Annotated in this window: 26 protein-coding genes, 2 tRNA genes and 1 pseudogene; 22 read left to right on the forward strand and 7 right to left on the reverse strand. The window is 38.8% G+C overall.

The window, feature by feature from the left end; genetic code table 11:
- Positions 1 to 83 precede the first annotated feature (83 nt).
- From JCM9152_RS15065 to JCM9152_RS15080, 4 genes are all read left to right on the forward strand, one after another.
- Positions 84 to 159, forward strand: a tRNA-Lys gene (locus JCM9152_RS15065).
- A 19-nt stretch (positions 160 to 178) separates the two neighbouring features.
- A tRNA-Leu gene (locus JCM9152_RS15070) sits at positions 179 to 260 on the forward strand.
- Between the two features lie 563 nt (positions 261 to 823).
- Positions 824 to 1,186 carry an ArsR/SmtB family transcription factor gene (locus JCM9152_RS15075; RefSeq protein ID WP_304503404.1) on the forward strand — a complete coding sequence of 121 codons (363 nt, stop codon included), beginning with the start codon at positions 824 to 826 and terminating at the stop codon, positions 1,184 to 1,186.
- Positions 1,183 to 3,297 carry a heavy metal translocating P-type ATPase gene (locus tag JCM9152_RS15080; RefSeq protein ID WP_035345963.1) on the forward strand — a complete coding sequence of 705 codons (2,115 nt, stop codon included), beginning with the start codon at positions 1,183 to 1,185 and terminating at the stop codon, positions 3,295 to 3,297. The genes JCM9152_RS15075 and JCM9152_RS15080 overlap by 4 nt, the downstream gene beginning before the upstream one ends.
- A gap of 100 nt (positions 3,298 to 3,397) precedes the next feature.
- Here JCM9152_RS15080 and yidD read toward each other — a convergent pair whose 3' ends face one another.
- Entirely contained in the window at positions 3,398 to 3,625 is a 228-nt protein-coding gene (gene yidD / locus JCM9152_RS15085; RefSeq protein WP_035345965.1) for a membrane protein insertion efficiency factor YidD, read from the reverse strand.
- 177 nt (positions 3,626 to 3,802) lie between these two features.
- Between yidD and comGC the strand changes: the two genes are divergently transcribed.
- The 8 genes from comGC (at position 3,803) to JCM9152_RS15125 (ending at position 6,833) form a co-directional block, all read left to right on the forward strand.
- Complete coding sequence (comGC, locus tag JCM9152_RS15090; RefSeq protein ID WP_369384571.1) at positions 3,803 to 4,114, forward strand: competence type IV pilus major pilin ComGC; 312 nt, start codon at positions 3,803 to 3,805, stop codon at positions 4,112 to 4,114.
- Positions 4,114 to 4,548, forward strand: coding sequence for a competence type IV pilus minor pilin ComGD (comGD, locus tag JCM9152_RS15095; protein WP_035345969.1), 435 nt, complete (start codon positions 4,114 to 4,116; stop codon positions 4,546 to 4,548). The genes comGC and comGD overlap by 1 nt, the downstream gene beginning before the upstream one ends.
- Entirely contained in the window at positions 4,535 to 4,855 is a 321-nt protein-coding gene (gene comGE, locus JCM9152_RS15100) for a competence type IV pilus minor pilin ComGE (RefSeq protein ID WP_035345971.1), read from the forward strand. The genes comGD and comGE overlap by 14 nt, the downstream gene beginning before the upstream one ends.
- Positions 4,827 to 5,276: a competence type IV pilus minor pilin ComGF gene (gene comGF, locus JCM9152_RS15105; RefSeq protein WP_035345973.1), complete on the forward strand. Its 450-nt coding sequence runs from the start codon at positions 4,827 to 4,829 to the stop codon at positions 5,274 to 5,276. The genes comGE and comGF overlap by 29 nt, the downstream gene beginning before the upstream one ends.
- Position 5,277: 1 nt before the next feature.
- Positions 5,278 to 5,670 (forward strand): competence type IV pilus minor pilin ComGG, encoded by a 393-nt coding sequence (gene comGG, locus JCM9152_RS15110; RefSeq protein ID WP_035345975.1) that lies wholly within the window; start codon positions 5,278 to 5,280, stop codon positions 5,668 to 5,670.
- Positions 5,642 to 6,166, forward strand: a complete 525-nt coding sequence (locus tag JCM9152_RS15115; protein WP_035345977.1) for a shikimate kinase — start codon at positions 5,642 to 5,644, stop codon at positions 6,164 to 6,166. Before comGG ends, JCM9152_RS15115 begins: the two co-directional genes overlap by 29 nt.
- Positions 6,167 to 6,206: 40 nt before the next feature.
- Positions 6,207 to 6,395, forward strand: coding sequence for a YqzE family protein (locus JCM9152_RS15120; protein ID WP_035345980.1), 189 nt, complete (start codon positions 6,207 to 6,209; stop codon positions 6,393 to 6,395).
- A 195-nt stretch (positions 6,396 to 6,590) separates the two neighbouring features.
- Entirely contained in the window at positions 6,591 to 6,833 is a 243-nt protein-coding gene (locus JCM9152_RS15125; protein WP_035345981.1) for a DUF2626 domain-containing protein, read from the forward strand.
- Between the two features lie 122 nt (positions 6,834 to 6,955).
- Here the strand turns inward: JCM9152_RS15125 and JCM9152_RS15130 are convergent, their stop codons facing one another.
- Positions 6,956 to 7,591 carry an MBL fold metallo-hydrolase gene (locus JCM9152_RS15130; RefSeq protein WP_035345983.1) on the reverse strand — a complete coding sequence of 212 codons (636 nt, stop codon included), beginning with the start codon at positions 7,589 to 7,591 and terminating at the stop codon, positions 6,956 to 6,958.
- Between the two features lie 224 nt (positions 7,592 to 7,815).
- Here JCM9152_RS15130 and JCM9152_RS15135 point away from each other — a divergent pair, with 224 nt between their 5' ends.
- Positions 7,816 to 7,998 carry a DUF2759 family protein gene (locus tag JCM9152_RS15135; RefSeq protein WP_035345985.1) on the forward strand — a complete coding sequence of 61 codons (183 nt, stop codon included), beginning with the start codon at positions 7,816 to 7,818 and terminating at the stop codon, positions 7,996 to 7,998.
- 306 nt (positions 7,999 to 8,304) lie between these two features.
- Here JCM9152_RS15135 and JCM9152_RS15140 read toward each other — a convergent pair whose 3' ends face one another.
- Positions 8,305 to 9,099 (reverse strand): YqhG family protein, encoded by a 795-nt coding sequence (locus JCM9152_RS15140; protein WP_035345987.1) that lies wholly within the window; start codon positions 9,097 to 9,099, stop codon positions 8,305 to 8,307.
- Entirely contained in the window at positions 9,077 to 10,756 is a 1,680-nt protein-coding gene (locus JCM9152_RS15145) for a DEAD/DEAH box helicase (protein WP_035345989.1), read from the reverse strand. The genes JCM9152_RS15140 and JCM9152_RS15145 overlap by 23 nt, the downstream gene beginning before the upstream one ends.
- Before the next feature lie 191 nt (positions 10,757 to 10,947).
- Here JCM9152_RS15145 and JCM9152_RS15150 point away from each other — a divergent pair, with 191 nt between their 5' ends.
- Positions 10,948 to 11,955, forward strand: a complete 1,008-nt coding sequence (locus tag JCM9152_RS15150) for an LCP family protein (RefSeq protein ID WP_035346103.1) — start codon at positions 10,948 to 10,950, stop codon at positions 11,953 to 11,955.
- 35 nt (positions 11,956 to 11,990) lie between these two features.
- Here JCM9152_RS15150 and JCM9152_RS15155 read toward each other — a convergent pair whose 3' ends face one another.
- Entirely contained in the window at positions 11,991 to 12,377 is a 387-nt protein-coding gene (locus JCM9152_RS15155) for a rhodanese-like domain-containing protein (RefSeq protein WP_035345991.1), read from the reverse strand.
- 208 nt (positions 12,378 to 12,585) lie between these two features.
- Between JCM9152_RS15155 and JCM9152_RS15160 the strand changes: the two genes are divergently transcribed.
- Entirely contained in the window at positions 12,586 to 13,419 is an 834-nt protein-coding gene (locus JCM9152_RS15160; protein WP_035345993.1) for a lipoate--protein ligase family protein, read from the forward strand.
- Positions 13,420 to 13,612: 193 nt separating this feature from the next.
- Here JCM9152_RS15160 and dat read toward each other — a convergent pair.
- A pseudogene (dat, locus tag JCM9152_RS24155) lies at positions 13,613 to 14,490 on the reverse strand (D-amino-acid transaminase).
- Between the two features lie 339 nt (positions 14,491 to 14,829).
- Between dat and JCM9152_RS15170 the strand changes: the two are divergent.
- From JCM9152_RS15170 to JCM9152_RS15185, 4 genes are all read left to right on the forward strand, one after another.
- Positions 14,830 to 17,388, forward strand: coding sequence for a vitamin B12-dependent ribonucleotide reductase (locus JCM9152_RS15170; protein WP_035345994.1), 2,559 nt, complete (start codon positions 14,830 to 14,832; stop codon positions 17,386 to 17,388).
- 219 nt (positions 17,389 to 17,607) lie between these two features.
- Complete coding sequence (gene splB, locus JCM9152_RS15175; protein ID WP_035345996.1) at positions 17,608 to 18,633, forward strand: spore photoproduct lyase; 1,026 nt, start codon at positions 17,608 to 17,610, stop codon at positions 18,631 to 18,633.
- Positions 18,634 to 18,808: 175 nt separating this feature from the next.
- Positions 18,809 to 19,225 (forward strand): transcriptional regulator MntR, encoded by a 417-nt coding sequence (mntR, locus tag JCM9152_RS15180; protein WP_035345998.1) that lies wholly within the window; start codon positions 18,809 to 18,811, stop codon positions 19,223 to 19,225.
- Between the two features lie 77 nt (positions 19,226 to 19,302).
- Positions 19,303 to 20,199 (forward strand): patatin-like phospholipase family protein, encoded by an 897-nt coding sequence (locus JCM9152_RS15185; protein WP_035346000.1) that lies wholly within the window; start codon positions 19,303 to 19,305, stop codon positions 20,197 to 20,199.
- 143 nt (positions 20,200 to 20,342) lie between these two features.
- Here JCM9152_RS15185 and JCM9152_RS15190 read toward each other — a convergent pair whose 3' ends face one another.
- Positions 20,343 to 20,741: an SA1362 family protein gene (locus JCM9152_RS15190; protein WP_035346002.1), complete on the reverse strand. Its 399-nt coding sequence runs from the start codon at positions 20,739 to 20,741 to the stop codon at positions 20,343 to 20,345.
- Positions 20,742 to 20,947: 206 nt separating this feature from the next.
- On the opposite strand from JCM9152_RS15190, the gene JCM9152_RS15195 reads away from it, so the two are divergent.
- The 3 genes from JCM9152_RS15195 to JCM9152_RS15205 all read left to right on the forward strand — a co-directional run bounded on the left by JCM9152_RS15195 (position 20,948) and on the right by JCM9152_RS15205 (position 23,110).
- Positions 20,948 to 21,415 (forward strand): YqhR family membrane protein, encoded by a 468-nt coding sequence (locus JCM9152_RS15195; RefSeq protein ID WP_035346005.1) that lies wholly within the window; start codon positions 20,948 to 20,950, stop codon positions 21,413 to 21,415.
- A gap of 187 nt (positions 21,416 to 21,602) precedes the next feature.
- Complete coding sequence (aroQ, locus tag JCM9152_RS15200; protein WP_035346007.1) at positions 21,603 to 22,040, forward strand: type II 3-dehydroquinate dehydratase; 438 nt, start codon at positions 21,603 to 21,605, stop codon at positions 22,038 to 22,040.
- Positions 22,040 to 23,110, forward strand: a complete 1,071-nt coding sequence (locus JCM9152_RS15205; protein ID WP_035346011.1) for a M24 family metallopeptidase — start codon at positions 22,040 to 22,042, stop codon at positions 23,108 to 23,110. The genes aroQ and JCM9152_RS15205 overlap by 1 nt, the downstream gene beginning before the upstream one ends.
- The last annotated feature ends 16 nt before the right edge of the window (positions 23,111 to 23,126 follow it).

Here is a 23,126-nt window from a genome sequence, read left to right on the forward strand (position 1 = left end):
CAAGCGGTTAAGACACCGCCCTTTCACGGCGGTAACACGGGTTCGAATCCCGTACGGGTCACCATTTGATTTTATTAGTAAGAGAGCCATTAGCTCAGTTGGTAGAGCATCTGACTTTTAATCAGAGGGTCGAAGGTTCGAGTCCTTCATGGCTCACCATTTTTATGTTTTACAATATGCGGGTGTGGCGGAATTGGCAGACGCGCTAGACTTAGGATCTAGTGCCTTCGGGCGTGGGGGTTCGACTCCCTTCACCCGCATTATAAGAAATGAAAGCAAAGCCTTAATGGAATGTGATTTCCGTTAAGGCTTTTTTGCTATAAGTGGTTCCTAGTATGTTTCTCCGATGGGGAGGGTTGGACGGAGAAGGGGGGCATGGCCGCGTGCTGTATGGTATGCGGTTCCTCAGGCCTCTATTTTAACTAAATTTTACTTTTTTATGTCGTTACGGTTCCTCATGCTTCTATTTCGGCTTCGATTGCTCCTTTTGAAATCATTTAGCTAATTAGCGGAGTGAGGATTCCTTTTTCTTCTCAGGAAGCGTGATTTCCTCGATTTAGAGGAATGAGGACTTCATTTTTGAATGCCCTCGAACCAATGAGCCTAAAGTCTTGTTGTGAGTGATTTTCTCACCACAAGTCGCGTAACGAACGGAGCTATTTCCATATTTGTTTGAACAGCCCCTAAAAGTTTAGGTTTAATAAACTTTTTAACTATTTACCTCGTTAAAATTCTATAAACAATCAAACAATCATTTGACTGTTTAATCTTTGCGAATTATACTAATAATCAAATGAATATTTGAATGAAGGGGGAGAACTACATGGCAGATCAATGTGAGATTCAGTCGTATGATGAAGCAAAAGTTAAGCGGATAAAAGGACTACTCGTTCATAAAGAAATTCAAGCAATGTCAAAAATGTTTAAAGCATTATCGGATGATACACGTATGAAAATTGCATATGCACTTAGTGAGGAGGAAGAGTTGTGTGTATGTGATGTTGCGCAAATTATTGGTTCAACAACAGCAACGGCTTCCCATCATTTAAGATTATTACGTAATATGGGGTTAGCGAAATATCGTAAGGATGGAAAATGGGTATTCTATTCATTAGATGATGATCATATTAAACAGCTAATTGTAATGGCATATGAGCACCAAAAAGAAAGAAGGGCTTTACGATGAAAACGGATGAACAACGATTTCATGTACAAGGATTATCTTGTGCGGATTGCTCTGCTCAATTTGAAAAAAATGTAAGAGGCCTTCCGGGTGTTCGAGAGGCTAAAGTTCATTTTGCCACTGCTAAATTATCGGTCTATGGAGATGTATCTATTGAGGAACTAGAACAAGCGGGCTCGTTTGATCAGCTTAAAGTGACAGCGGAAAATGAAGAGCTGTTACGTACTCCATTATGGAAGCAAAAAGGAGCAATACAAACGTTTTTATCAGGGGTACTACTAATAGTAGGTTTGGCATTATACGTCGGTATTAGTGAGGATGCATATTGGGCCATTTTGCTATTTGCATTATCGATCGTCATCGGTGGCTATCGTTTATTTATTCAAGGGATAAAAAATATATTTGGCCTTCAATTTGATATGAAGGCGCTCATGACCATTGCTATTATAGGAGCGGTTTTTATTGGTGAGTGGGCTGAAGGGGCTGCGGTTGTTTTCTTTTTTTCAATTAGTGAATGGTTAGAAATGTATTCAATGGATCGAGCACGAAAATCGATTCGCTCATTAATGGGGATGGCGCCAAAGAAAGCTTTGATTAAGAAGGACGGAGAATGGGTTGAGACGAAGGTTGATGAAGTCGTAGTTGGCGATATTATGTTTGTTAAGCCGGGGGATAAGGTAGCGCTTGATGGAATTGTTATCAAGGGGATCTCAACGATTAACCAAGCACCCATTACGGGTGAATCGATTCCTGTGGTAAAGGAAGTTGGGCACGATGTCTTTGCTGGAACATTAAATGAAGACGGTATGCTTGAGGTGGAAGTGACAAAGAAAAAGGAAGATACGACTATTACTAAAATTATTCATTTAGTAGAGGATGCCCAAGCAAAACGTGCCCCTGCACAAGCATTTGTTGATCGTTTTGCTAAGTATTACACACCGATTGTCATTATGATTGCGTTAATGGTTGCGGTTATTCCACCATTAATTGTCAGTGGTAGCTGGAATGAATGGGTCTATAGGGGATTAGCTTTATTGGTCGTTGCCTGTCCGTGTGCCTTGATTATTTCAACACCTGTTTCGATTGTAACAGCAATCGGAACGGCCGCACGTAACGGTGTACTCGTTAAAGGTGGTATGTATTTAGAAGCGTTAAGCTCACTAACGTCGATAGCTTTTGATAAAACAGGGACACTAACAAAAGGGCAGCCAGAGGTGACGGACGTCGTTTCGTTTCAAGAGCGGGAAAATTGGTTTCAGATCGTAGCGGAGATTGAACGTGGTTCTCAGCATCCATTAGCAAAAGCAATCGTAAGGAAAGCTGAGCAGAACGGGAACGATAATAAGCGTTTATATGATGTAAGCGAGTTTAAATCTATAACAGGAAAAGGAATTCAAGCTACAGTTAACGAGCAGCGATATTGGATAGGAAATGTAGAATTTATTAAAGAGAATTGTCAAGAAGTAGTCGAAGATAAAGTCTCTCAGCACATTACTCGATTGCAGCAAGAAGGAAAGACGGTTGTTATAGTTACTGATGGAAATGAGTTACTTGGAGCCATTGCAGTAAGAGATGAAGTTCGAAAATCAAGTGAAAAAAGTTTGCATCAGCTTAAACAGTTAGGTTTGGAAAAGATGGTGATGTTAACAGGAGATCATCGTTCGACAGCTTCTGGAATTGCTAAACAGTTAGGTGGTATTGAAGTAAAAGCTGAGCTTCTGCCAGAGGATAAGCTACATGTGATAAGAACCTTAAAGGAATCTGGTGGAAGAATTGCAATGGTAGGAGATGGAATAAATGATGCCCCAGCTTTGGCAACAGCAAATGTTGGAATTGCCATGGGTGGTGCGGGTACTGATACAGCGCTAGAGACGGCTGACATTGCGTTAATGGCAGATGATATAGAGAAAATCCCATTTATGATCCGCTTGAGCCGAAAAACGTTAGCTATCATAAAACAAAATATTGTTTTTTCGTTAATGATTAAATTAGTGGCGATATTGCTTATTATGATCGGCTGGCTCCCTTTATGGTTAGCAATTGTGGCAGATGTTGGAGCGACTTTACTCGTCACAATGAATGGACTAAGACTTGCTAGATTAAAAGAGTATTGATAATGAACAAGAGTCCGCTATGAGAACCAAATATAGCGGACTCTTGACTATACTAGTTGATCAGAGGGGCGGCAAGAGGGGTTCGGGAATTGACAACGTATTACTTATTTTTTTTCTTTTCTGGCACAGGATCGATTCCGCCTGGATGAAAAGGATGACATTTGCTTATTCTTTTGATCGTGAGCCAGCTTCCTTTTAGTACACCGAATCTTTGTATAGCCTCAATGCCATAGTGAGAACAAGTTGGATAAAAGCGACAAGTAGGGGGCTTTAATGGTGATATAAAGCGCTGGTATCCTCTAATCATGAGGATAAATAGTTTCTTCATTGTAAACTCCTTTAGTAAATAGTTTTATTTTGTAGAAGGAATAATAGTATCAATGTCAAATATATGTAGTAGCTCATTAGAAAGGAGGTACGAATGCCCCCCCCCCCTTGCAACTCCTCATACGTAAGCTCTCTAATCTCACGAAATCTTCAAAAATATTATTTCTAAAATTCAGAGGTGATTTATTTGAAAAGACTGAATCAACGAGGTTTTACCTTAGTTGAAATGTTAGTCGTGCTTATGATCATATCCTTGTTGCTTGTACTAGTTGTTCCTAATCTTACTAAAAATAGTGATATTGCTCAAGAGACTAGTTGTGAAGCCACTGTAAAATTAGTACAAGCGCAAGTATATGCCTATTTTATCGAGACTGGTGAAAAATTAAGTTCATTAGCTCCATTAGTAGGTGATTATATTGAGACAGATGAATGTCCAAATGGATCAAAGCTACGCATTGATTCTAATTCACAAAAAGTCTCCGTTGAATAATGCCCGCTAAGAACGGATTTACATTGATTGAAATGTTAATATCCCTTTCCATTCTATTGTTACTTCTCTGCATTCCCCTTATCCTCTTTCCTTCAATGACCAACAATTCATTTCATTCAGATGTTGTTGCCAGACAAATAAAAGATGATTTACTTTTTGCTCAGCAAACAGCGATGTCGCAAGGACGTCAAACGTACGTGAGATTTAATCAAAATACGTATCGTGTTCAATTCTCAGTAAGTGAAATTATTTTACAACGTGAATCAATTCCTCATTTAAGTGCCCGCTCAAGTTCATTGCCGCTTCAATCGATTTCCTTTCAACCTTCAGGACATCCAACACATTCCGGTCAATTCTTCGTTACTATTGGTGAACAGACGTATCGCTATACTATTTATTTAGGTAAAGGAATGATCTCATATGCTAAGCAATAAAGGCCTTACGCTCGTAGAAGTTATGTTTGCACTAAGTTGCTTGATGATCATTGTTATGTCACTTTTACCTATTATCGTTATCGTTCAACAGGAACTTAGTGCGAACAAGCAGGAAAGAGAAGTTCTTTTCTTATTAGAGGAGTCGATGCAGTATTATCGTGTTTCTGGTCTCATGATTGAACCGGATGTCAATGAAGATATTCTATTCACGTACGAATTGATCGATACTCATATTATGCGCTTTTGCGCAAGTTGGGTTGCATTAAATGGGAGGGATTATGAACATTGCTTCGTTGCTACGCACTAATAAAGGCTTCACATTATTTGAAATGTTGATTGTTTTGATGATTTTATTAGTGGTTGTTTCAATCATTCCATTCATTCTAACGACTGTCATTGAACAAACGAAACCTGGAAACGTAACAGAACAAGAGGTTGCTGTCTTTTTTCAATATTTAGCTCGAGATGTAAGAGAGGCTGTATTAGTTGATTTTAATCAAGACCATTTAGTGCTAACAAAAGGGAATGAGGATGTGATTCGTTATCAAATGTGGAATGAAAACCGGGTTAGAAGGAATGTAAATGGTTTAGGTCATGTATTGATGCTTGAGGACGTAGTTATGTTTCAGTGTGATGAAATGGAAGCGGTCGTCCATTGTATAGTTGAGCTTGAAAATGGTCAGTCCTATGAGAAGTCAATGATTCCAATGTTAAAGGTATTAGAATGAAATGAATGAACGTGGGTTTATTTATCCTATTGTGCTAATGGTTTGTTTGGTCGTTATTATTTTTGTTGGGTTTCAAGTTCATCAATATGTCATGGATAAGCAATTGTTGAAAGAACAGGTTCACCATTTAAAAGTAGATTCACTTTTGCATTTGGCTTATGCAGATGTGCAAGCAACACTAACGGAAGAAGGTAGCCTATTAAATGAAAAATTAAGCTTTTCATACGAAGTTGGGGAGGTTACACTTACATTTAGAAAGGAAATGGATGGTCTACAGCAATTTATGATTGTCGCACAGCTCTATTCAGGTGAAACAAGGCGAGCGTGGATGTATATAAACGTTGAACAACAACAGATAGAGATATATGAGGAGGGGACAATGGGTGGAGCATAAGTTGATATATTTAACTGGGTTTATGGGGTCAGGTAAGACAACGGTCGGTTCGAAATTAGGAGAAAGATGGTCTATGGAAGTAATTGATACTGATCAGTGGATAGAACATAAGGAAAGGAAATCAATAGCTGAGATTTTTGCTGGCGAAAGTGAAGCATACTTTCGTGATTTGGAAACAGAAGCGTTAAAAACGATTAAAGAGGATTCCCTTATTATCACAACAGGTGGTGGGATAGTAGAACGAGAAGAGAATAGAAAACTGATGAAGCTACAAGGGAAAATCGTTTATTTGTATTGTGGTATTGAAGAGATCATTAGACGGTTGGAAGGGGATACGTCTAGGCCACTCATTCAACATCAAGACGAAGAGAAGATTACTGCACTATATCGTTCTAGAATGGCTTTGTATGAGGAGGCTGATGTGATCATTGATACAACTAGAAAAAGTGTTGAAGAAATTGTAGAAGAGATCACATTATGGCGTAAAAAGGGATAAAAATGGACATACTATTGATATAGTAGATGAGGTGAAGAGTATGTCCATTAATGATTATGTCAAATATTTAACCGAGCAAGTTGTGACAAAAATGGATCAGCCAAGTGATGTAAGGAAAAGTGTGAAAGAGGAACGTAAAATGAACAGACCTCCTTTGTCCTTTCATTTGTTTGGCATGTTACCTATGGCCTTTTCCTTGTTATTCCGAAATAAGAGAAAAAATAAATAAGTGTTTGGACAATACCTGATATCGTTAGAATGAAATGGTATTGGGTATTGTCTAATGATAGCTGACACAGTTTTGACATGGAAGAAGCATTTACAAGTTTGCGAACTATGTATATAATGATCATGTATTCATTATTTAGTATGTGACCAATGTAACAGATAGGATGGAACACTTGCATGTGAAGGAGGGAAAATGATGGATCGTATGTATCGAGTGCTCGCGTTTTGGACAGGGATTTTTGCTGTATTGTTCTTTGTTGGTGATATGTTTAATATGGCATTATTGTTCTTCGCTCAAACAGGTGCTTTGCTTGCATTAAGTTACTTGAACTTATCAGAACGTGTGTATATATATATTTTCGGTGCTTATTGTACAATATTCTTTGTTGGCTTCACGATTTATTCTACATTCTTGTTAGTGCCAAGCTTTGGACATTAAAGGTTCGTACATATGTGAGAAAAGCAACAGCAAACGAAACCGTTTGCTGTTGCTTTTTTAGAGCTGATTTTGCGGGTCAAATTTTTGCAATCTCTGTCGATGACACTATTAAGAAATAAGGATCAAAACCCTGATAAAAATGGATTTTGATCCATTTCCTGACCAATTGTTGTAGGGCTACCGTGTCCACAAGCGACTACGGTATCTTCTGGTAAGTCGAGTAGTTTTGAATGAATGCTTTGTAATAGCTGCTCGTGGTTTCCTCCAGGTAGGTCAGTTCGGCCGATGCTTTGTTGAAATAAAACATCACCTGAAAAAATAATTGACTGATCCTTTAAATAATAAGATACACTTCCTGGGGAGTGACCTGGTGTTTCATATAATGTAAATGCAAATGAACCGATCGTTAATGGTTCTTCTGCTCTGATTAAGTGATCTGCTTCCTTAATGATAATAGCGTCATCACCCATGAAACGACTAGAACCATTTAATGTTGAATCACCTAACCATTTTGCTTCTTCTTCATGAAGGTAAGCAGGGCATGAGAATGCTTGACGGACATCATCAACAGCACCAATATGGTCAAAGTGAGCATGTGTTAATAGGATCGCCAGTGGACGTAATTCTTGTTGCTGAAGCCAGTTGACTAATTGTGTTCCATTGCCACCTGGATCGACAATGATTGCTTCTTTTTGTTCATTTTGAATCACATAGGCATTAGTTTGAAGTGGGCCTAGCGGTAGTTGTGTCCATTTCATCAGTTCAATTCCCTCCAATTTTATACTGCTATTATCATACATGATGAACTAGTATCTCGACAAACGTTTAAATAAAGAGTAAAATAGACGTAAATGGTTTAAGCTAAAATGGAAAGGTCAAGTTGTACTAGTTTTGTCAAATATGACAGTCGTATGGATGAAGTTTAGATCTATAATAAAACTAGTGACATTTGGCGTGGGAATTACATAAGGAGGGAAACACGTTGTTCTTATCGATTACATTTTTAGTAATAGCTGTACTATGTGCTATAGCTATTTTCCGTGAGATGCGAAGAGCGAACTTCTTTGCGGTTGGATTTGCAGGTATTTCGTTTGTCGTATTTGGCTGGTTTGCAATTGCGACCATCGTTGAATTCATTCGTACAGGTGGAGGCGTTCCACAATAGTGAAAAGAGCACTAAGAAAGTTTTTTAACTTTTTTGGTGTACTTGAGTGGAGTGAGTCAGGGTCAGAACCCTGACTCACTTTTTGGTTTCTCATTTGGATTTACTTTAAATGACATTTTTCATGTGAGAAAAGAGATGATGTCGCAGAAGTAAGTTAGGGAAGAATCGAGAAAGATGTAGGTGAATTCGTAGGTGGCGCTGGCTTCGCTCGTTACACATTTTATGAAAGAACTCCACTTTCATAAAAATGTAAATGCGTTGTAACGGCTCCGCGCAGCGCTTAAGTGAAAACGCTATCGCATTTTCTTAGAACACTTGTTGGTTTAAGTAGAACATTCCCCCGTTAATAATGGAGATGGTGACAGTTGGTTTGTATTGTTCTTCCAGTGCTTTTCGCTCAATTTCGTATGCTTCAGGTTTTTCAGTATAATCTTCATAAAAAGCTTCTAATAAAGCGAGGTCATTATCCCAGCGCTCCAATGCTTCCTTTGCCCATGTGTCATCTTCATTGTCAATAAAGGTTTGAATCATTTTTTGGATACGAACTAGACCGCTCTTTGGTTTGATAAGCGGTGTTAACGTGAAACAGTAGTCAGGGATCGTCGGAGTTAACGTTTTTTGTTGTAATTGATTAAAAAAGTTCGGAACGATTTGCCCATGAATTAAATTTAATCCAAGTGATAAAAATACGTCTTTTTTTCGATCACATTGGAATGAAATTTTTGCATTTAGACATAACCAAGGGTGAAGTGGATTAGATTTTTGGGATTGTAGAGCCGTTTGCTCGTATAAACGAATGAACCCACCTAACTCTCTCGTTGCTGTGAAGATTTGCCTAAGTCTAGGTGAACCAAAGTAAACAGGCTCACCTTTGAGGTGATCTGGCGCATTTGCTGGGTCTGTTATAAAAGTAACCTTCATTGGTTGTGGTGCTCCACCCGTCTTTTCTAAATAGTGCCAATAAAAAGGGCGGTTCATTAAGCGTTTATCAAGATCGATCGAAAGCTGTACAGTCAAATAGCTTCTCTCATTTTCCGTAAGATCGCTATCATTTGCTTGAAAGAATCGTTCGAGAAAACTATGAACTTGAGGCTGTTGCATTCATCTCACCCTCCTTCGATGCATCATCATTGGCTTCGTTCATAATAGCTGCTAAGTGGTCAAATTTAATCCGCATTTCACCTTCACTTTCAGAGGAAAGCAAAATGTCTTGAACGTGATCTTCAACTTCATTTAAATCAATTTTCGTTAAGATCGCATCTAATTCGCCGATGACAGCTTCAAACAAATGGATTTTTTCGTATAGTAGCTTCAAAATGTGTTGTTCAACTGTTTCTTTCACAGCAAAGTTGTAGATGTGAACATCTTCTTGTTGACCTAAGCGATGGATACGTCCAATTCGCTGTTCAATTCGCATTGGGTTCCAAGGTAAGTCGTAATTAATCATATGGCTACAAAACTGCAAGTTAATCCCTTCACCGCCAGCTTCTGTTGCAATTAAGACTTGAGCATGCTGCTGGAAAAGCTGTTTCATCCAATCTTTCTTACCACGTTTAAAGCCTCCACGGAAAGGAACGGAGGAAATACCATTTTGTTTAAGAAACCATTGTAAATAAAGCTGGGTCGCACGGTATTCAGTGAAGATAATAACTTTTCCATTAATTGATTGAATGATCTCTAACGCTTTTTCGGCTTTTGCATGACCTTCTACTTGACCGATTTCTTGTAAGAGGGTTTTGGCAATGTGCGCCTCGTTTCCACCGGCAGCGGCTCGATCGACCATGTTTTTAAGAGTCATAAAAGCGGCTTCTCTACTGCTACACAATTCCCTCTTCAGAGTTAGTAGTCCGAAATGATTGATTTCGTCAGATAGCTGTTCAATACGATGATAGAATGCTCTTTCTGAAGGACTAAATTCAATATCGACTGTTTCAACAATGCGTTTCGTCCATTCAATGCCAGTCTCTTCACGACGATTCCTTACCATCACTTTATTAACTAGTTCTTTCAATTTTTCCTCGTTCCTAGGAGACCGTTTCGAAGAACGAAATTCCTTTTCAAATGAAGAGCTCGCTCCTAAGTGACCAGGTTTTAGTAGAGAAACAAGATTGAATATTTCTTCTAGCTTATTTTGGACAGGCGTAGCTGTTAATAATAGACAGAATTTCTTCTTTAACCGTTTGACAAACTCATAATTTTTCGTTTTTGGATTTTTTAGTTTGTGAGCTTCATCGATGATCACCAAGTCATAGGGCTGTTGTAAAACGATATCGTGATGTGGTTGCCGTTTTGCCGTATCGATTGAAGCGACGACAACCTCACACTGCTCCCAGACGTAGGATTTCTTTTGTTGGGCAATGGCTGGTATATGAAACTTCGTATTCAATTCCAGAGCCCATTGAGATACGAGTGATGCAGGTGTTAGAATGAGAGCCTTTTTCACAAGTCCACGTACCATATATTCTTTTAAAATAAGTCCTGCTTCAATTGTTTTCCCTAAACCGACCTCATCTGCGAGTATCGCTTTTCCGTTCATTTCTTCTACAACTCGATTGGCGACTTCTATTTGATGAGAGTATAAGGAAAGCTGTGGTAGATGATTAGGTGCAACGAGTCCATTGAATTCCGGAATCATTTGTTGTTCTTCTGCCTCATAAGTAAGCTTAAAAAGCTCCCAGTTGGACCAAGGTCCATCTTGGTCCAGTCGTTCTATAAATGATTGATTCCATCTTTGATCAAAGTGAATATCGATATCCATCAACGATCATCCTTCCTTATTAACAATTGACAATGATTCCAACTAATGATTACTAGTATGCACGAATATGAAAATGTTATAAGTGATATGTGCAACTTAGTAATTTGTCATTGTTGCTATAATCTTGACGAAAATATGGTATGATAGAATAATGAATAAAAAAATAATGTGAATAAGAAGGACGGAATGTGATGAAGAGGAGAGACGTTCGAAAGACGAAAAAAAGAAAAAGATGGTTTGTTCGCACATTTATCGTGATGATTCTTATTTTCCTTAGTGTGGCTAGCTATGTTTATATTGAATATTATCGTAGTATGAAAGCAAGTGAGGCTGAACTCGGTTTAACAGAAGAGCGTGAACCAGAGGAGTTTAACGGGGCCGTTCCGAATGATCTAGGTAAGGTGAATATATTATTACTTGGAATCGATGATACGGAGGAAGGTGAACCAGCTCGTACCGATGCGATTATGGTGGCGCAGTTTGATCCAAGTGAAAATACGGCTAAATTAGTTTCAATAATGCGTGATACGTACGTTGAAATTCCAGGCTATCGTAATTACAAAGTGAATACTGCTTACTTTCTAGGTGGTGCTGAGTTGTTACGTGAGACACTTGATCACAATTTTGGTATTGATCTCCATTATTATGCACTTGTCGATTTTGGTGGGTTTGAAGCTGCTGTTAATGCTCTTGCGCCATCAGGAGTTGAAATTGATGTTGAACGTGATATGTCTGAAAAGATTGGCGTCGAATTAGAGCAAGGCTTACAGCAACTCGATGGGAAGGAACTGTTAGGATATGCTCGTTTTCGTGCTGATGCTGAAGGTGATTTTGGACGAGTTCGCAGGCAGCAGCAAGTATTGTCAGCATTGAAAGAAGAAGTGTTTAGCGTGACGGGTATTACTAATTTACCAAGTGTCGTTGGAACGGTTCAACCATATATTCAAACGAATTTACGTAATCGTGAAATATTAGGACTCTTGTCTGATGTTATTTTAAATCAGCCTGATGAGATTGAAACGTTGCGTGTTCCATTAGATGATACATATGTTAATAACTATTATAGTCATGCTGGAGCAGTGTTAGAGCCTGATTTTGAGCAAAATCGCCGAGCGATTGCTAAGTTTCTAGGGAAAGAGGTTCCTTCAACAATTGATCCTACAGTAGGTGCCCAGCAACAGGAGCAGGGGTATCAATGATAAAGAAACAACGTAACAACGTTAAGATGTTGATCTTAACGTTGTTTCTTTTTGATTTTTCCACTCCATTTTTTGAAGCCACCCTTTAGATGGTATAAGCTCTCTACACCATGCTTTTTCTTTAATGTTTGTGCCGCTTGCTTACAGCGAGCGCCGGATTGGCAGTATAAATAGACAGGCTGATCTTTACGTATTTCATTTAAACGTTGCCGAAGCTGAGACATCGGAATGTTTCTTGCTCCAAGAATATGACCACCTTCGTATTCTCGTGGTTCACGAACGTCTATTAATTGAGCCTTTCTGTAACCTTTAATGAAATCTTCTTGCGTAAGGGGTGTTAAATATTTGGGTGTGTGAAAGAATCGGAAATAAATCGTTAATCCGAGTAGAATAAGTAGAATAATGAATAAAATTAAATCCATTGAAAGATGACACTCCTTTTGCTTACTAGTTTTCATTCGTGCAGTTATAAACTCTTTTATATTATATCGACCTATTTCCTATTACGCAATGTTCGTTTCTGTTAGATGATTGATCAAATGTGACAGTTACATGAAGCCGTGTACATAGCAATTTTCCTTAAGGTTTGGTAGAATATGAAGCAGTTTAATTGGAAAGAAGAGATGTGTCATGACTGAAACATGGAGATTTATCGATTCGGGTCATTGTAGCCCCGCATATAATATGGCATTAGATGAAGCTTTATTAGATTGGCATAGTAAAGGAATGATCCCCCCAACGATCCGCTTCTATGGTTGGAATCCTGCGACATTGTCGGTCGGTTATTTTCAAAAAGTAGAAAAAGAGATCAACTTAGCAAAAGTGAAGGAATATGGTTTAGGATTTGTGAGAAGACCGACAGGCGGACGTGGAGTTTTACACGATCAAGAGTTAACGTATAGCGTCATTGTATCAGAAGAGCATCCTGAGATGCCGGAATCCGTAACAGAAGCATATCGAATCATTTCAGCTGGAATATTAGAAGGATTTAAATATGTCGGACTTGATGCTTACTTTGCGATTCCACGTACAGACGATGAAAAACAAGCGTTAAAAAATCCGCGCTCGGCTGTTTGTTTTGATGCACCATCTTGGTATGAGCTTGTCGTCGAAGGTCGTAAAGTGGCGGGAAGTGCCCAGACGAGACAAAAGGGCGTCATTTTGCAGCACGGTTCCATCATATTGGATATCGATGAAGACATGCTGTTCGATCTCTTTTTGTATTCAAGTGATCGTGTCCGCGAACGAATGCAACGGAATTTTAAAAATAAAGCGATTGCGATCAATGCCTTAAAGAAAACAGCGATTTCTTTAGATGAAGCAAAAGCGGCATTTAAGCGAGGCTTTGAAAAAGGATTAAATATTAAGCTTGAACCGTATACGTTAACAGAAGAGGAAGAAGCATCTGTGCAAGAAATTGCTTCAAGCCGCTACGAGCGTGATGAGTGGAATTATCGGAAGTGAGTATTGAAGAACGCGCGCATGAAGGAATAACTATCCCTTCATGCGCGCGTTCATTAGGTAAGAGATGAAATTTTCATCAGACATACTTAAAAAACGCTTTGACGGCTCCGCGTAACGCTTCTAAGAACGACTGATCGGATGGTTACTGGAAAAGTTTGAAAATTCTTTTGGTGCCCTCCTGATCGCTAGGTTCTTATTGCGCTTCTTCTTTAAATAACGCTTTTAACTTCTTAGTGATCGGGCCGATTGGTAACGTTACGTTCATTTCTCCTTCTATTTCCGTAATAGGCATGACCTCTACCATTGTACTAGTAAGGAATGCTTCATCGGCATGTTCTAACACTTCGTAAGGGAATGGCTCTTCTATCACATCTAATCCATGTTCTTTTGCTAAGCGAATGACAATTTGACGGGTTATGCCATTTAGGATTAGGTTTGTAGCTGGGTGAGTGTAGAGCACTTGGTCTTTTACTAAGAAAATATTTGAGGAGGAGCCTCTGTTAAAATCATGTCACGATGGAGAATCGCCTCATCACACCCATGGTCAGCAGCTTTCCGTTTTGCGAGGACATTTCCTAGTAAATTAATTGATTTAATGTCACAGCGTAACCAGCGAATGTCAGGTTCTAACCAAACCTTTGCCTCAGATTTAGTGATAGATGGAAGTGGCTGAATGAAACCTAGAAAAGTAGGTGTTGTTTCACGAGAATACAGGTGATTTCGCGGTTCACTTCCACGAGTTATTTGTATGTAAATGCTCCCGTCAACCGGTTTGTTTTTTTCAATAAGTGTTAAAACGGTTTGTTTAATCGAGTCACGTTGCTGGATAGGTAAATCAAGCTTTTTGGCACTTTCTGTTAATCGTGTCAAGTGATCGTCAAGTGCAAATGGTTTTCCATTATACAAGCGAATGACTTCATAAATACCATCTCCAAAGTAATAGCCCCGATCGTCAAAAGGGATGCTCAGTTCTTCTTTTTTTACCATGGTTTGATTGAATGCTATATACTCCATTGGATACCTCCATAAAAATGTTGAATTGGATAGAAATAGATTACAAGAGTTCTCCATTTAATGAGAACAAAAAAATTTTTTTGTCAATTTAAAATGCTGATGAGTGAAGAGTGGGACAGGACTGGGGTTGCGCTATTTTGAAATCTTGCAACAAATAAATATGGGCGAATTTCGTCAAATTTCTTTCGTAATAACTTGAAATCTTCCTTGTTCTCTTTCTAATTATCAATTTTAAAGTTGACAAATGATTTAAAAAATGATCTTTAAAACTATATATGGTGTATGTGTTAGATTTATGAACACAATATATTGATAAATGTAGGTAAGTTGTGGTAAGCTAACCGAAGAATAAAAATTGGAATCTATTTATTAGAGTGTGAAGGAGAGGAAAAGCGAATGGCTATGACGATGTCGAATGTGATGCGTCTTAATATTGAGCGCTTAAATGAGGATATTGAGTTGTTCCCGCAAGTACATCCGATTACGGAAGATATGACGATGACGAAAAAGGGTGTTTCTCGTCTCGTAATGCTCGATCGATATACATTTAAGGATACAGAAAAAAAGACATTAAAAGATGGGGATTTTGTTGTCTTAACGGTTAAAGATGATCCGAAATTTCCTGCTAGAGGATATGGCTTTATCCTTGAGTTAGATCGTGCGAATAATCAAGCAAAAGTGTTAGTTGATGAAGAATTTCGTGGTGTATTAGAGGGGGAAGAAGCGGAGTCAGGTATTGTATATCGCTCACTTGATACAGTTGAAAAGCCACTTGAAATTTATTATGAGCAAATTGCTAAGCGTAATGCAACAGGCTTAGCTTCAGTTGAGGTCACAGAAGAGAAGAAGCAACAGTCATTTGACCGTTTCTACGAACAACTTGTAGGGCTTAACTTTATCCCTGCTGGACGTGTGCTGTACGGTGCTGGTGCTGAAACAGATGTCACGTATTTCAATTGTTATGTGATGCCGTATGTAAAGGATTCTCGTGAAGGGATTTCTGAGCATCGTAAGCAAGTGATGGAAATTATGAGCCGTGGTGGTGGTGTTGGAACAAATGGTTCAACATTACGCCCGCGTAATACTTTAGCTCGTGGTGTTAACGGGAAATCATCAGGTTCTGTTTCTTGGTTAGATGATATTGCGAAATTAACTCATTTAGTTGAGCAAGGTGGATCTCGTCGTGGAGCGCAAATGATTATGCTATCTGACTGGCATCCTGACATTATGGAATTTATTATTTCTAAAATGCAAAATCCACGTATTCTACGTTTCTTACTTGAGAACTCAGAGGATCTGTTTATTCAAAAGCTAGTTAAGGATAAACTGAAGTTCACTCCTTTAACGGAAGTAGAAGAAGCGATGTATCAAGGAATTGTTAATTACAAAACAATTGATGGACAAGGCGGCTTCGATCCAAAGGTGATTAAAGAAGCGGAAGAAAAGCTCCATACAGGTGGGACATATAGTGTGAATAATTCTGAATTTCTAACAGGAGCGAATATTTCGGTCTGTTTGACGAAAGAATTTATGTTAGCAGTTGAGAACGATGAAGAATATGCATTAAGGTTCCCTGATGTGGAAAATTATTCCGAAGCTGAAATGGCGGACTACAATGAGAAGTGGCATGATATCGGAGATGTAAGAGAGTGGGAAGCACTTGGTTATGGTGTGCGTACATATCGTGTCATTCGCGCGAAGGAGCTTTGGAAGCTGATTAATATTTGTGCAACGTATAGTGCTGAACCTGGTATCTTCTTCATTGATAATGCCAACGATAAAACAAATGCGAAGGCATATGGCCAAAAGGTGGTAGCAACGAATCCATGTGGTGAACAGCCTTTAGCTCCATTTTCTGTTTGTAATTTAGCTGCGATTAACTTAGCTGAAATGGCCAACAAAGAGACGAAAGTAGTTGATTTCACAAAGCTACAAGAAACGGTAGAAGTTGGCGTGCGGATGCAGGATAACGTGATTGATGCGACTCCATATTTTTTAGAAGAGAACACGAAGCAAGCGAAGGGCGAACGTCGTGTCGGTCTTGGTGTAATGGGTTTGCATGATCTTCTTATTTATTGTGAAACCGTATATGGCTCAAAAGAAGGAAATGAGCTAGTTGATCAAATCTTCGAAACGATTGCGACGACGGCTTATCGTACAAGCATTGAACTAGCAAAAGAAAAAGGTAGCTTCCCGTTCTTAGTTGGAGAAACGGCTGAGGAAACGAAGCAGCTTCGCCAAGCTTTTATTGAGACTGGCTACATGAAGGAAATGCCTGAAGATATTCGTCAAGGTGTGTTAGAGCATGGCATTCGAAACTCACACTTATTAACAGTTGCACCTACAGGAAGTACCGGAACGATGGTGGGGGTGTCGACAGGACTTGAACCGTATTTCTCGTTCTCCTATTTCCGTAGTGGACGGCTTGGGAAATTTATCGAAGTGAAGGCTGAGATTGTTGAAGAATATTTACGCGCTAACCCGGATGCGGATCCGAATAACTTACCTGATTGGTTTGTATCGACGATGGAATTATCACCTGAAGCACATGCTGATGTTCAATGTATTATTCAGCGTTGGGTGGATAGCTCTTTATCGAAAACCGTGAACGCGCCTCGTGGTTATTCAGTCGAGCAAGTTCAAGGTGTTTATGAGCGCTTATATAGTGGAGGAGCAAAAGGTGGAACGGTTTATGTCGATGGTAGCCGTGATACACAAGTTCTTTCGTTAAAAGCTGAGGAAAATACATTTGATGATGTAACGGAAGCAGCCGAAGAAAAGAGAGAAAATAAAGTCGTGCTTGTGAACACGATTAGTGAAGTTCGTTCAACGAATGTCACGTACGGGTCTGAAGTAGGTAATACATGTCCTGTTTGTCGTGAAGGACAGGTTGAAGATATCGGTGGTTGTAATACGTGTACAAGCTGCGGTGCTCAATTGAAGTGTGGCTTGTAGGATTGAATAGATGTCATATGGTGAGACAACCTCTCTCATCATATGGCTTTTTTCTGTCAGGCCTGCTGGAGAATTCGTACCTCTTACCCGCAAACGATCGTCTTTACTCTTTTTTAATGAAAGGTTTTTTTGAACAGGCTTTCTTACCATAATTTAATAAGGCTGAAAGGTGAGGGAGCGTCTACACTATGTTTAAAAAGGAAAGGTGTAGGTTCTAACATGAAACCATTTCAGCCACAGCTTGTTTATATTGAACCTCAAGCGCTTCATTTCCCACTTGGAAGACAGCTCAAAGAAAAATTTGAAAAGCAAGGTGTTGAAATACGTGAAACGACTTCTCACAATCAAGTCCGAAACATTCCAGGGAATAATGAGCTTCAGCAATATCGTAATGCAAAGTCAACATTAGTGATAGGAATTCGCAAAACACTTAAGTTCGATACATCTAAACCGTCAGCTGAATATGCGATTCCATTAGCCACTGGCTGTATGGGACATTGCCATTATTGTTATTTACAAACGACTTTAGGCAATAAGCCATATATTCGTACGTATGTAAATATTGATGAAATTTTTGGTGCAGCCGACCAATATATGAAAGAAAGAGCACCAGAGATAACGCGTTTTGAAGCAGCATGTACATCAGACATCGTAGGTATTGATCATTTAACTCATACGTTAAAGAAAACGATTGAACATATAGGCCAAACGGACCATGGACGGCTTCGTTTTGTGACTAAATATCATCATGTTGACCACTTATTAGATGCTAATCATAATGGGAAAACACGCTTTCGATTTAGTGTGAACTCTGACCATGTGATTAAAAAATTTGAACCGGGTACGTCTTCCTTTTTAGAGCGTATTGAAGCAGCTGGAAAGGTCGCAAAAGCAGATTATCCGTTAGGGTTTATTGTTGCTCCTCTTATTTTGCATGAAAATTGGAAAGAAGGTTATTTAGATTTGTTTGAACGACTAGAAGCGATATTACCTACTTATGCTACAAAGGATTTAACGTTTGAGCTTATACAGCATCGATTTACGAAAACAGCAAAAAATGTGATTAAAAAACGGTATCCTAAAACAAAATTGGAGATGAATGAAGAGGAACGTAAATATAAATGGGGGAGGTATGGGCGAGGTAAATATGTTTATAAGAACGAAGATGCGAATGCGCTAAAAGAAATACTTGAATCATATGTTCAGCGTTTTTTTCCGAAAGCGAAAGTAGAGTATTTTACTTAATTCCTTCCTTGGCATTGTCCTTGTTCACTAAATTGTGTAAAATGAGAGTGGTATACTTTTTCGTAATAACGCAATGATGAGACACAATATATAGTTTATTTGAGTTGCATGATAACGACTATGATGCACGTGCTAACGGTGTGAACATTGCATGAAGAAAATTGGAGGGGACACAATGCCAACACCTAGTATGGAAGATTATTTAGAGAGAATATATATTTTAATAGAAGATAAAGGATATGCACGAGTATCTGATATTGCAGAGGCATTAGAGGTTCACCCTTCATCAGTTACAAAAATGGTTCAGAAATTAGACAAAAGTGACTATTTAATTTATGAACGTTATCGTGGACTAGTTTTGACGAACAAAGGAAAAAAAGTCGGAAAGCGTCTCGTGTACCGTCATGAGCTATTGGAAAATTTTTTACGAATTATCGGTGTCGATGACGAATTTATTTATCAAGATGTCGAAGGTATCGAGCATCATCTAAGTTGGGATGCGATTGATCGAATTGGTGATTTAGTGCAATTTTTTGAGGAAGATAAAAAGCGATTAGACCAACTGAAAGAGATTCAACGACAAAACCAATAAGAATTTGAATTTTCTATACGGAAAGAGCACCATTTATCAGAAATCTGACATAGTCTTTAATAGGAGGCGATGTGAAGATGAAGGTAGATGGTGTTTTTGCTGGTGGAGGCGTTAAAGCCTTTTCGTTCATTGGAGCCTTACAAGTAATGGAGGAAAAGGGGTTTGAGTTTGATCATGTAGCGGGTACAAGTGCCGGTTCATTGGTAGCAGCCCTTATTAAATCGGGATATACAAGTGAAGAATTATATGCTTTGTTAGATGAATTAGATGTAGAAACCTTTAAAGATGAGAGAATGTCCTTACTTCCGTTTCCAATAGCAAAATGGATTCATCTGTATTTTAAATTTGGACTCTATCGTGGTGATGCATTAGAAAAATGGTTAAAAGAGGCGTTAGCTAAAAAAGGCGTAAGGACGTTTGCAGACTTACCTAATGAATCATTGAGATTGATTGCATCTGATTTAACGCGCGGTCGCTTAGTAGTATTGCCAGATGATCTGAAGCAATATGGTGTCATACCAGAAAAATTTTCAGTGGCAAGGGCAGTTCGAATGAGCTGCAGCATTCCGTTTTTCTTTGAACCGGTGAAAATATATAGTCGTGGTAGTAGTCGGAAACCGTCTTATGTCGTTGATGGAGGAATATTAAGTAACTTTCCGATGTTTTTATTTCGCAATGGTAAAATGAAAAAGTATCGTAAGCCAGTTATTGGTTTTCAACTCACACCTGAAATTAGTCAATTACCGAAAAATAAGATGAGAAATGCCATTGATATGTATCGTGCGTTGTTTGAAACGATGAGTAATGCGCATGATCTTCGTTATATTGATGATCAGCATGCTAAAAATGTTGTTTTTATTCCAGTTATAGATGTGAAAGCAACGGATTTTGAACTAACAGATGTGCAAAAAAAAGAATTAGTTCATTTAGGGAGAGATGAGACAGAGCAGTTTTTACGGAGTTGGTCTTATTAGGATAAGGAAAAATTTTACAAATATCATCAACCCGGTAGCGTGTTCGTAGTGCTAGATTATGGCAAATCTCTAAACAAAAAAACCTGTCGAAAGTCTCGCTTTTGCGAAACTTTGTCGACAGGGGGGTATCGTGTTTTATTTATTTAAAATAAAGCGCGATTTTTTTTCTTGTTTTTCTTACCTTCTATGACTTTAAAATTATGGTCCGGTCGTTTTTTGCGGATCAGTGGCTCAGGTTTCTTTTTTGATCGGATTGGTTGAACGTTTGTATGTCGTTTAGATGGATGTTGTTTGTTGTGATGCTGGCTTGTTTTCTTTGCTTTGCGAATTTGGGCTCTTGTTGGGCCAGAACGTGATGGAAATAGTGGTGTTCCATAACGTCTAGACATGACCAATCGATAGACGAAGAAGATGAGCCCAACGATTACAATGACCCAAAGCAGTTGTCTTAATAAAGCAAGAGGGTTAAAAAGAGAGATGATCAGTCCAACAATAGAAAGTCCGATAATGATCGGCAATATAAACTTCATTATGGAATTCATTAAATCCACCTCCAAACGATAATAAACGTATCTACGATGTGTACAAGCCTTTCATTTTTTATAATCTGTATTCTACATCTTACATCGAATTCCCTCTATTTTTCAACTAGGACTTCCTTCACACTATACCCGTTATGGTGGAACTTTAATCATTTCGAATGGGACTACGCATTAATGGGACATACTATTTTGTGGAGGTGTTGAACATGGAGAAACAAACAGTTGAACAACAGATGTCATTTGCAGCGAAAGTCACTTTAATTGGTTTTTTTGGTGGGTTGATTTGGTCGTTAGTTGGTTATTTTGCTTTTTATTTTAAGTTTATTCGTGTAGGCCCAGCTTTAGCACTGATGCCTTTTGTTTTAGGTGAGTGGAAAGATACATATATCGGGCAACTCGTTGGAATTGGTTTGATATCAGTATTGTCAATTGGGATTGCTTTTTTATATAAGTTACTCTTTCAAAAGGTTAATAGTATGTGGGCAGGGGTTGCATATGGACTAGTATTGTGGGTAATGGTTTTCTTTTTGTTAAATCCGATCTTTCCAGGATTGAAGTCTGTTCATAACCTTGATTTAAATACAATTATTACATCTGTATGCTTATACGTCTTATATGGAACATTTATAGGCTATTCAATTTCTTTTCAATATGCAGAAGAAAGGCAGAAATAACAAGGAACTGAAAATGGTAAGTGTCGCTCTCTGTTCGAGAGTATGTTCAAAAAAGTATCTCAAGAAGCATACCATGATTTCGCTCGCTACGCGTTTTGTAGAGAGAAAATCGCTCCCCATAAGACTTTTAAAAGATACAAATATGGTACAATGATAAGAAACGATAGTATGAGGGGAGAGAGTCCTTTTGAAACGTATTTATGTCATTAATGGCCCTAATTTAAATCGTTTAGGCTTGCGAGAGCCAGATGTATACGGGCACGAAACGTTAGCAGACTTAGAAAAGTTCATTCAAATGAAGGGGAAACTGCATTCATGTGAGGTTCATTGCTTTCAGTCGAACAGCGAAGGTCAAATTATTGATTGGATTCATGAAGCTGGTGAGAAGAACGCAAGTATGATTATAAACCCAGGTGCATATACACATTATAGTTATGCGATTCGAGATGCAATAGCGAGTGTGTCTGTTCCTGTGATGGAAGTTCACATTTCAAATGTTCATGCAAGAGAGTCCTTTCGTCATCATTCAGTTACAGCAGCAGTAGCGAAAGGACAAATCGTTGGTCTAGGTTTTAAAGGCTATGAGTTAGCTTTATTAGCATTGTTGGAAGGGGAGACTGAATAATGAGCCGACTTGAAGCGTTACGTGAACAATTTAGTGAGCATAATATTGACGCACTCCTTATTACAAGCTCCTATAATAGACGTTACATGGCAAACTTCACAGGAACAGCAGGAGTTGCTCTCATCACAAATAGGGACGCGATCTTTGTGACAGATTTTCGTTATATGGAACAGGCGAAGGAGCAGGCAAAAGGATTTGAGATTGTTGAACACACTGGTCCGATATTTGCTGAGGTGACACAGCAGTGTCAGAAATATAAGGTGAAGAAGCTTGGATTTGAGCAAGCGCATGTTACATATGAATATTACCAGCTGTATCAACAAGCCCTTGTCGATACAGAGCTTGTACCAGTTAGTGGACTTGTGGAGGAGCTTCGCTTAATTAAAGACGCAGCTGAAATCCAAAAGGTGCAAGCGGCAGCTACTATTGCTGATGCAGCTTTCGATCATATCGTTTCTTACATTCGCCCAGGGCTAAAAGAAATCGAGGTGGCGAATGAATTAGAATTCTTTATGCGTAAAGAGGGAGCAACAAGCTCTTCGTTCGATATGATTGTTGCCTCTGGTTATCGTTCAGCGTTACCTCATGGAGTGGCGAGTGAAAAAGTAATAGAGTCAGGTGAACTTGTGACGCTCGACTTTGGGGCATTGTTAAATGGCTATTGCTCTGATATGACGCGTACGGTTGCTGTAGGAACTATTAATGATCAATTAAAAGAAATTTATGATACGGTCTTGCAAGCACAGTTAAAAGGAATGGAAGGTATTAAGCCTGGATTGACTGGTAAAGAGGCTGATGCCCTAACACGTGATTATATTGAGAAGAAAGGCTATGGCGCTTACTTTGGACATTCGACAGGTCATGGGCTCGGTATGGAAGTACATGAAGAGCCACGCTTATCCCAAATGTCGAAAACGGTTTTAAAGCCAGGGATGATTGTGACCGTAGAGCCAGGGATCTACTTAGCTGGTGTTGGTGGAACACGAATAGAGGATGATACGTTAATTACAGCAGACGGGAATCGTTCGTTTACGCATTCAACGAAAGAACTACTTTCTGTTGGAGATTAAATAAAAATGACTGAGA

Origin of the sequence: Halalkalibacter hemicellulosilyticusJCM 9152, assembly GCF_000513115.1 — a bacterium.
GTDB lineage: Bacteria > Bacillota > Bacilli > Bacillales > Bacillaceae_D > Halalkalibacter > Halalkalibacter hemicellulosilyticus.

Coding starts and splice junctions, on each gene's coding strand:
- JCM9152_RS15075 (WP_304503404.1), top strand. CDS start 824: ATGGCAGATCAATGTGAGATTCAGTCGTATGATGAAGCAAAAGTTAAG.
- JCM9152_RS15080 (WP_035345963.1), top strand. CDS start 1,183: ATGAAAACGGATGAACAACGATTTCATGTACAAGGATTATCTTGTGCG.
- yidD (WP_035345965.1), bottom strand. CDS start 3,625: ATGAAGAAACTATTTATCCTCATGATTAGAGGATACCAGCGCTTTATA.
- comGD (WP_035345969.1), top strand. CDS start 4,114: ATGCCCGCTAAGAACGGATTTACATTGATTGAAATGTTAATATCCCTT.
- comGE (WP_035345971.1), top strand. CDS start 4,535: ATGCTAAGCAATAAAGGCCTTACGCTCGTAGAAGTTATGTTTGCACTA.
- comGF (WP_035345973.1), top strand. CDS start 4,827: ATGAACATTGCTTCGTTGCTACGCACTAATAAAGGCTTCACATTATTT.
- comGG (WP_035345975.1), top strand. CDS start 5,278: ATGAATGAACGTGGGTTTATTTATCCTATTGTGCTAATGGTTTGTTTG.
- JCM9152_RS15115 (WP_035345977.1), top strand. CDS start 5,642: ATGAGGAGGGGACAATGGGTGGAGCATAAGTTGATATATTTAACTGGG.
- JCM9152_RS15120 (WP_035345980.1), top strand. CDS start 6,207: ATGTCCATTAATGATTATGTCAAATATTTAACCGAGCAAGTTGTGACA.
- JCM9152_RS15125 (WP_035345981.1), top strand. CDS start 6,591: ATGGATCGTATGTATCGAGTGCTCGCGTTTTGGACAGGGATTTTTGCT.
- JCM9152_RS15130 (WP_035345983.1), bottom strand. CDS start 7,591: ATGAAATGGACACAACTACCGCTAGGCCCACTTCAAACTAATGCCTAT.
- JCM9152_RS15140 (WP_035345987.1), bottom strand. CDS start 9,099: ATGCAACAGCCTCAAGTTCATAGTTTTCTCGAACGATTCTTTCAAGCA.
- JCM9152_RS15145 (WP_035345989.1), bottom strand. CDS start 10,756: ATGGATATCGATATTCACTTTGATCAAAGATGGAATCAATCATTTATA.
- JCM9152_RS15150 (WP_035346103.1), top strand. CDS start 10,948: ATGAAGAGGAGAGACGTTCGAAAGACGAAAAAAAGAAAAAGATGGTTT.
- JCM9152_RS15155 (WP_035345991.1), bottom strand. CDS start 12,377: ATGGATTTAATTTTATTCATTATTCTACTTATTCTACTCGGATTAACG.
- JCM9152_RS15160 (WP_035345993.1), top strand. CDS start 12,586: ATGACTGAAACATGGAGATTTATCGATTCGGGTCATTGTAGCCCCGCA.
- JCM9152_RS15170 (WP_035345994.1), top strand. CDS start 14,830: ATGGCTATGACGATGTCGAATGTGATGCGTCTTAATATTGAGCGCTTA.
- splB (WP_035345996.1), top strand. CDS start 17,608: ATGAAACCATTTCAGCCACAGCTTGTTTATATTGAACCTCAAGCGCTT.
- mntR (WP_035345998.1), top strand. CDS start 18,809: ATGCCAACACCTAGTATGGAAGATTATTTAGAGAGAATATATATTTTA.
- JCM9152_RS15185 (WP_035346000.1), top strand. CDS start 19,303: ATGAAGGTAGATGGTGTTTTTGCTGGTGGAGGCGTTAAAGCCTTTTCG.
- JCM9152_RS15190 (WP_035346002.1), bottom strand. CDS start 20,741: ATGAATTCCATAATGAAGTTTATATTGCCGATCATTATCGGACTTTCT.
- JCM9152_RS15195 (WP_035346005.1), top strand. CDS start 20,948: ATGGAGAAACAAACAGTTGAACAACAGATGTCATTTGCAGCGAAAGTC.
- JCM9152_RS15205 (WP_035346011.1), top strand. CDS start 22,040: ATGAGCCGACTTGAAGCGTTACGTGAACAATTTAGTGAGCATAATATT.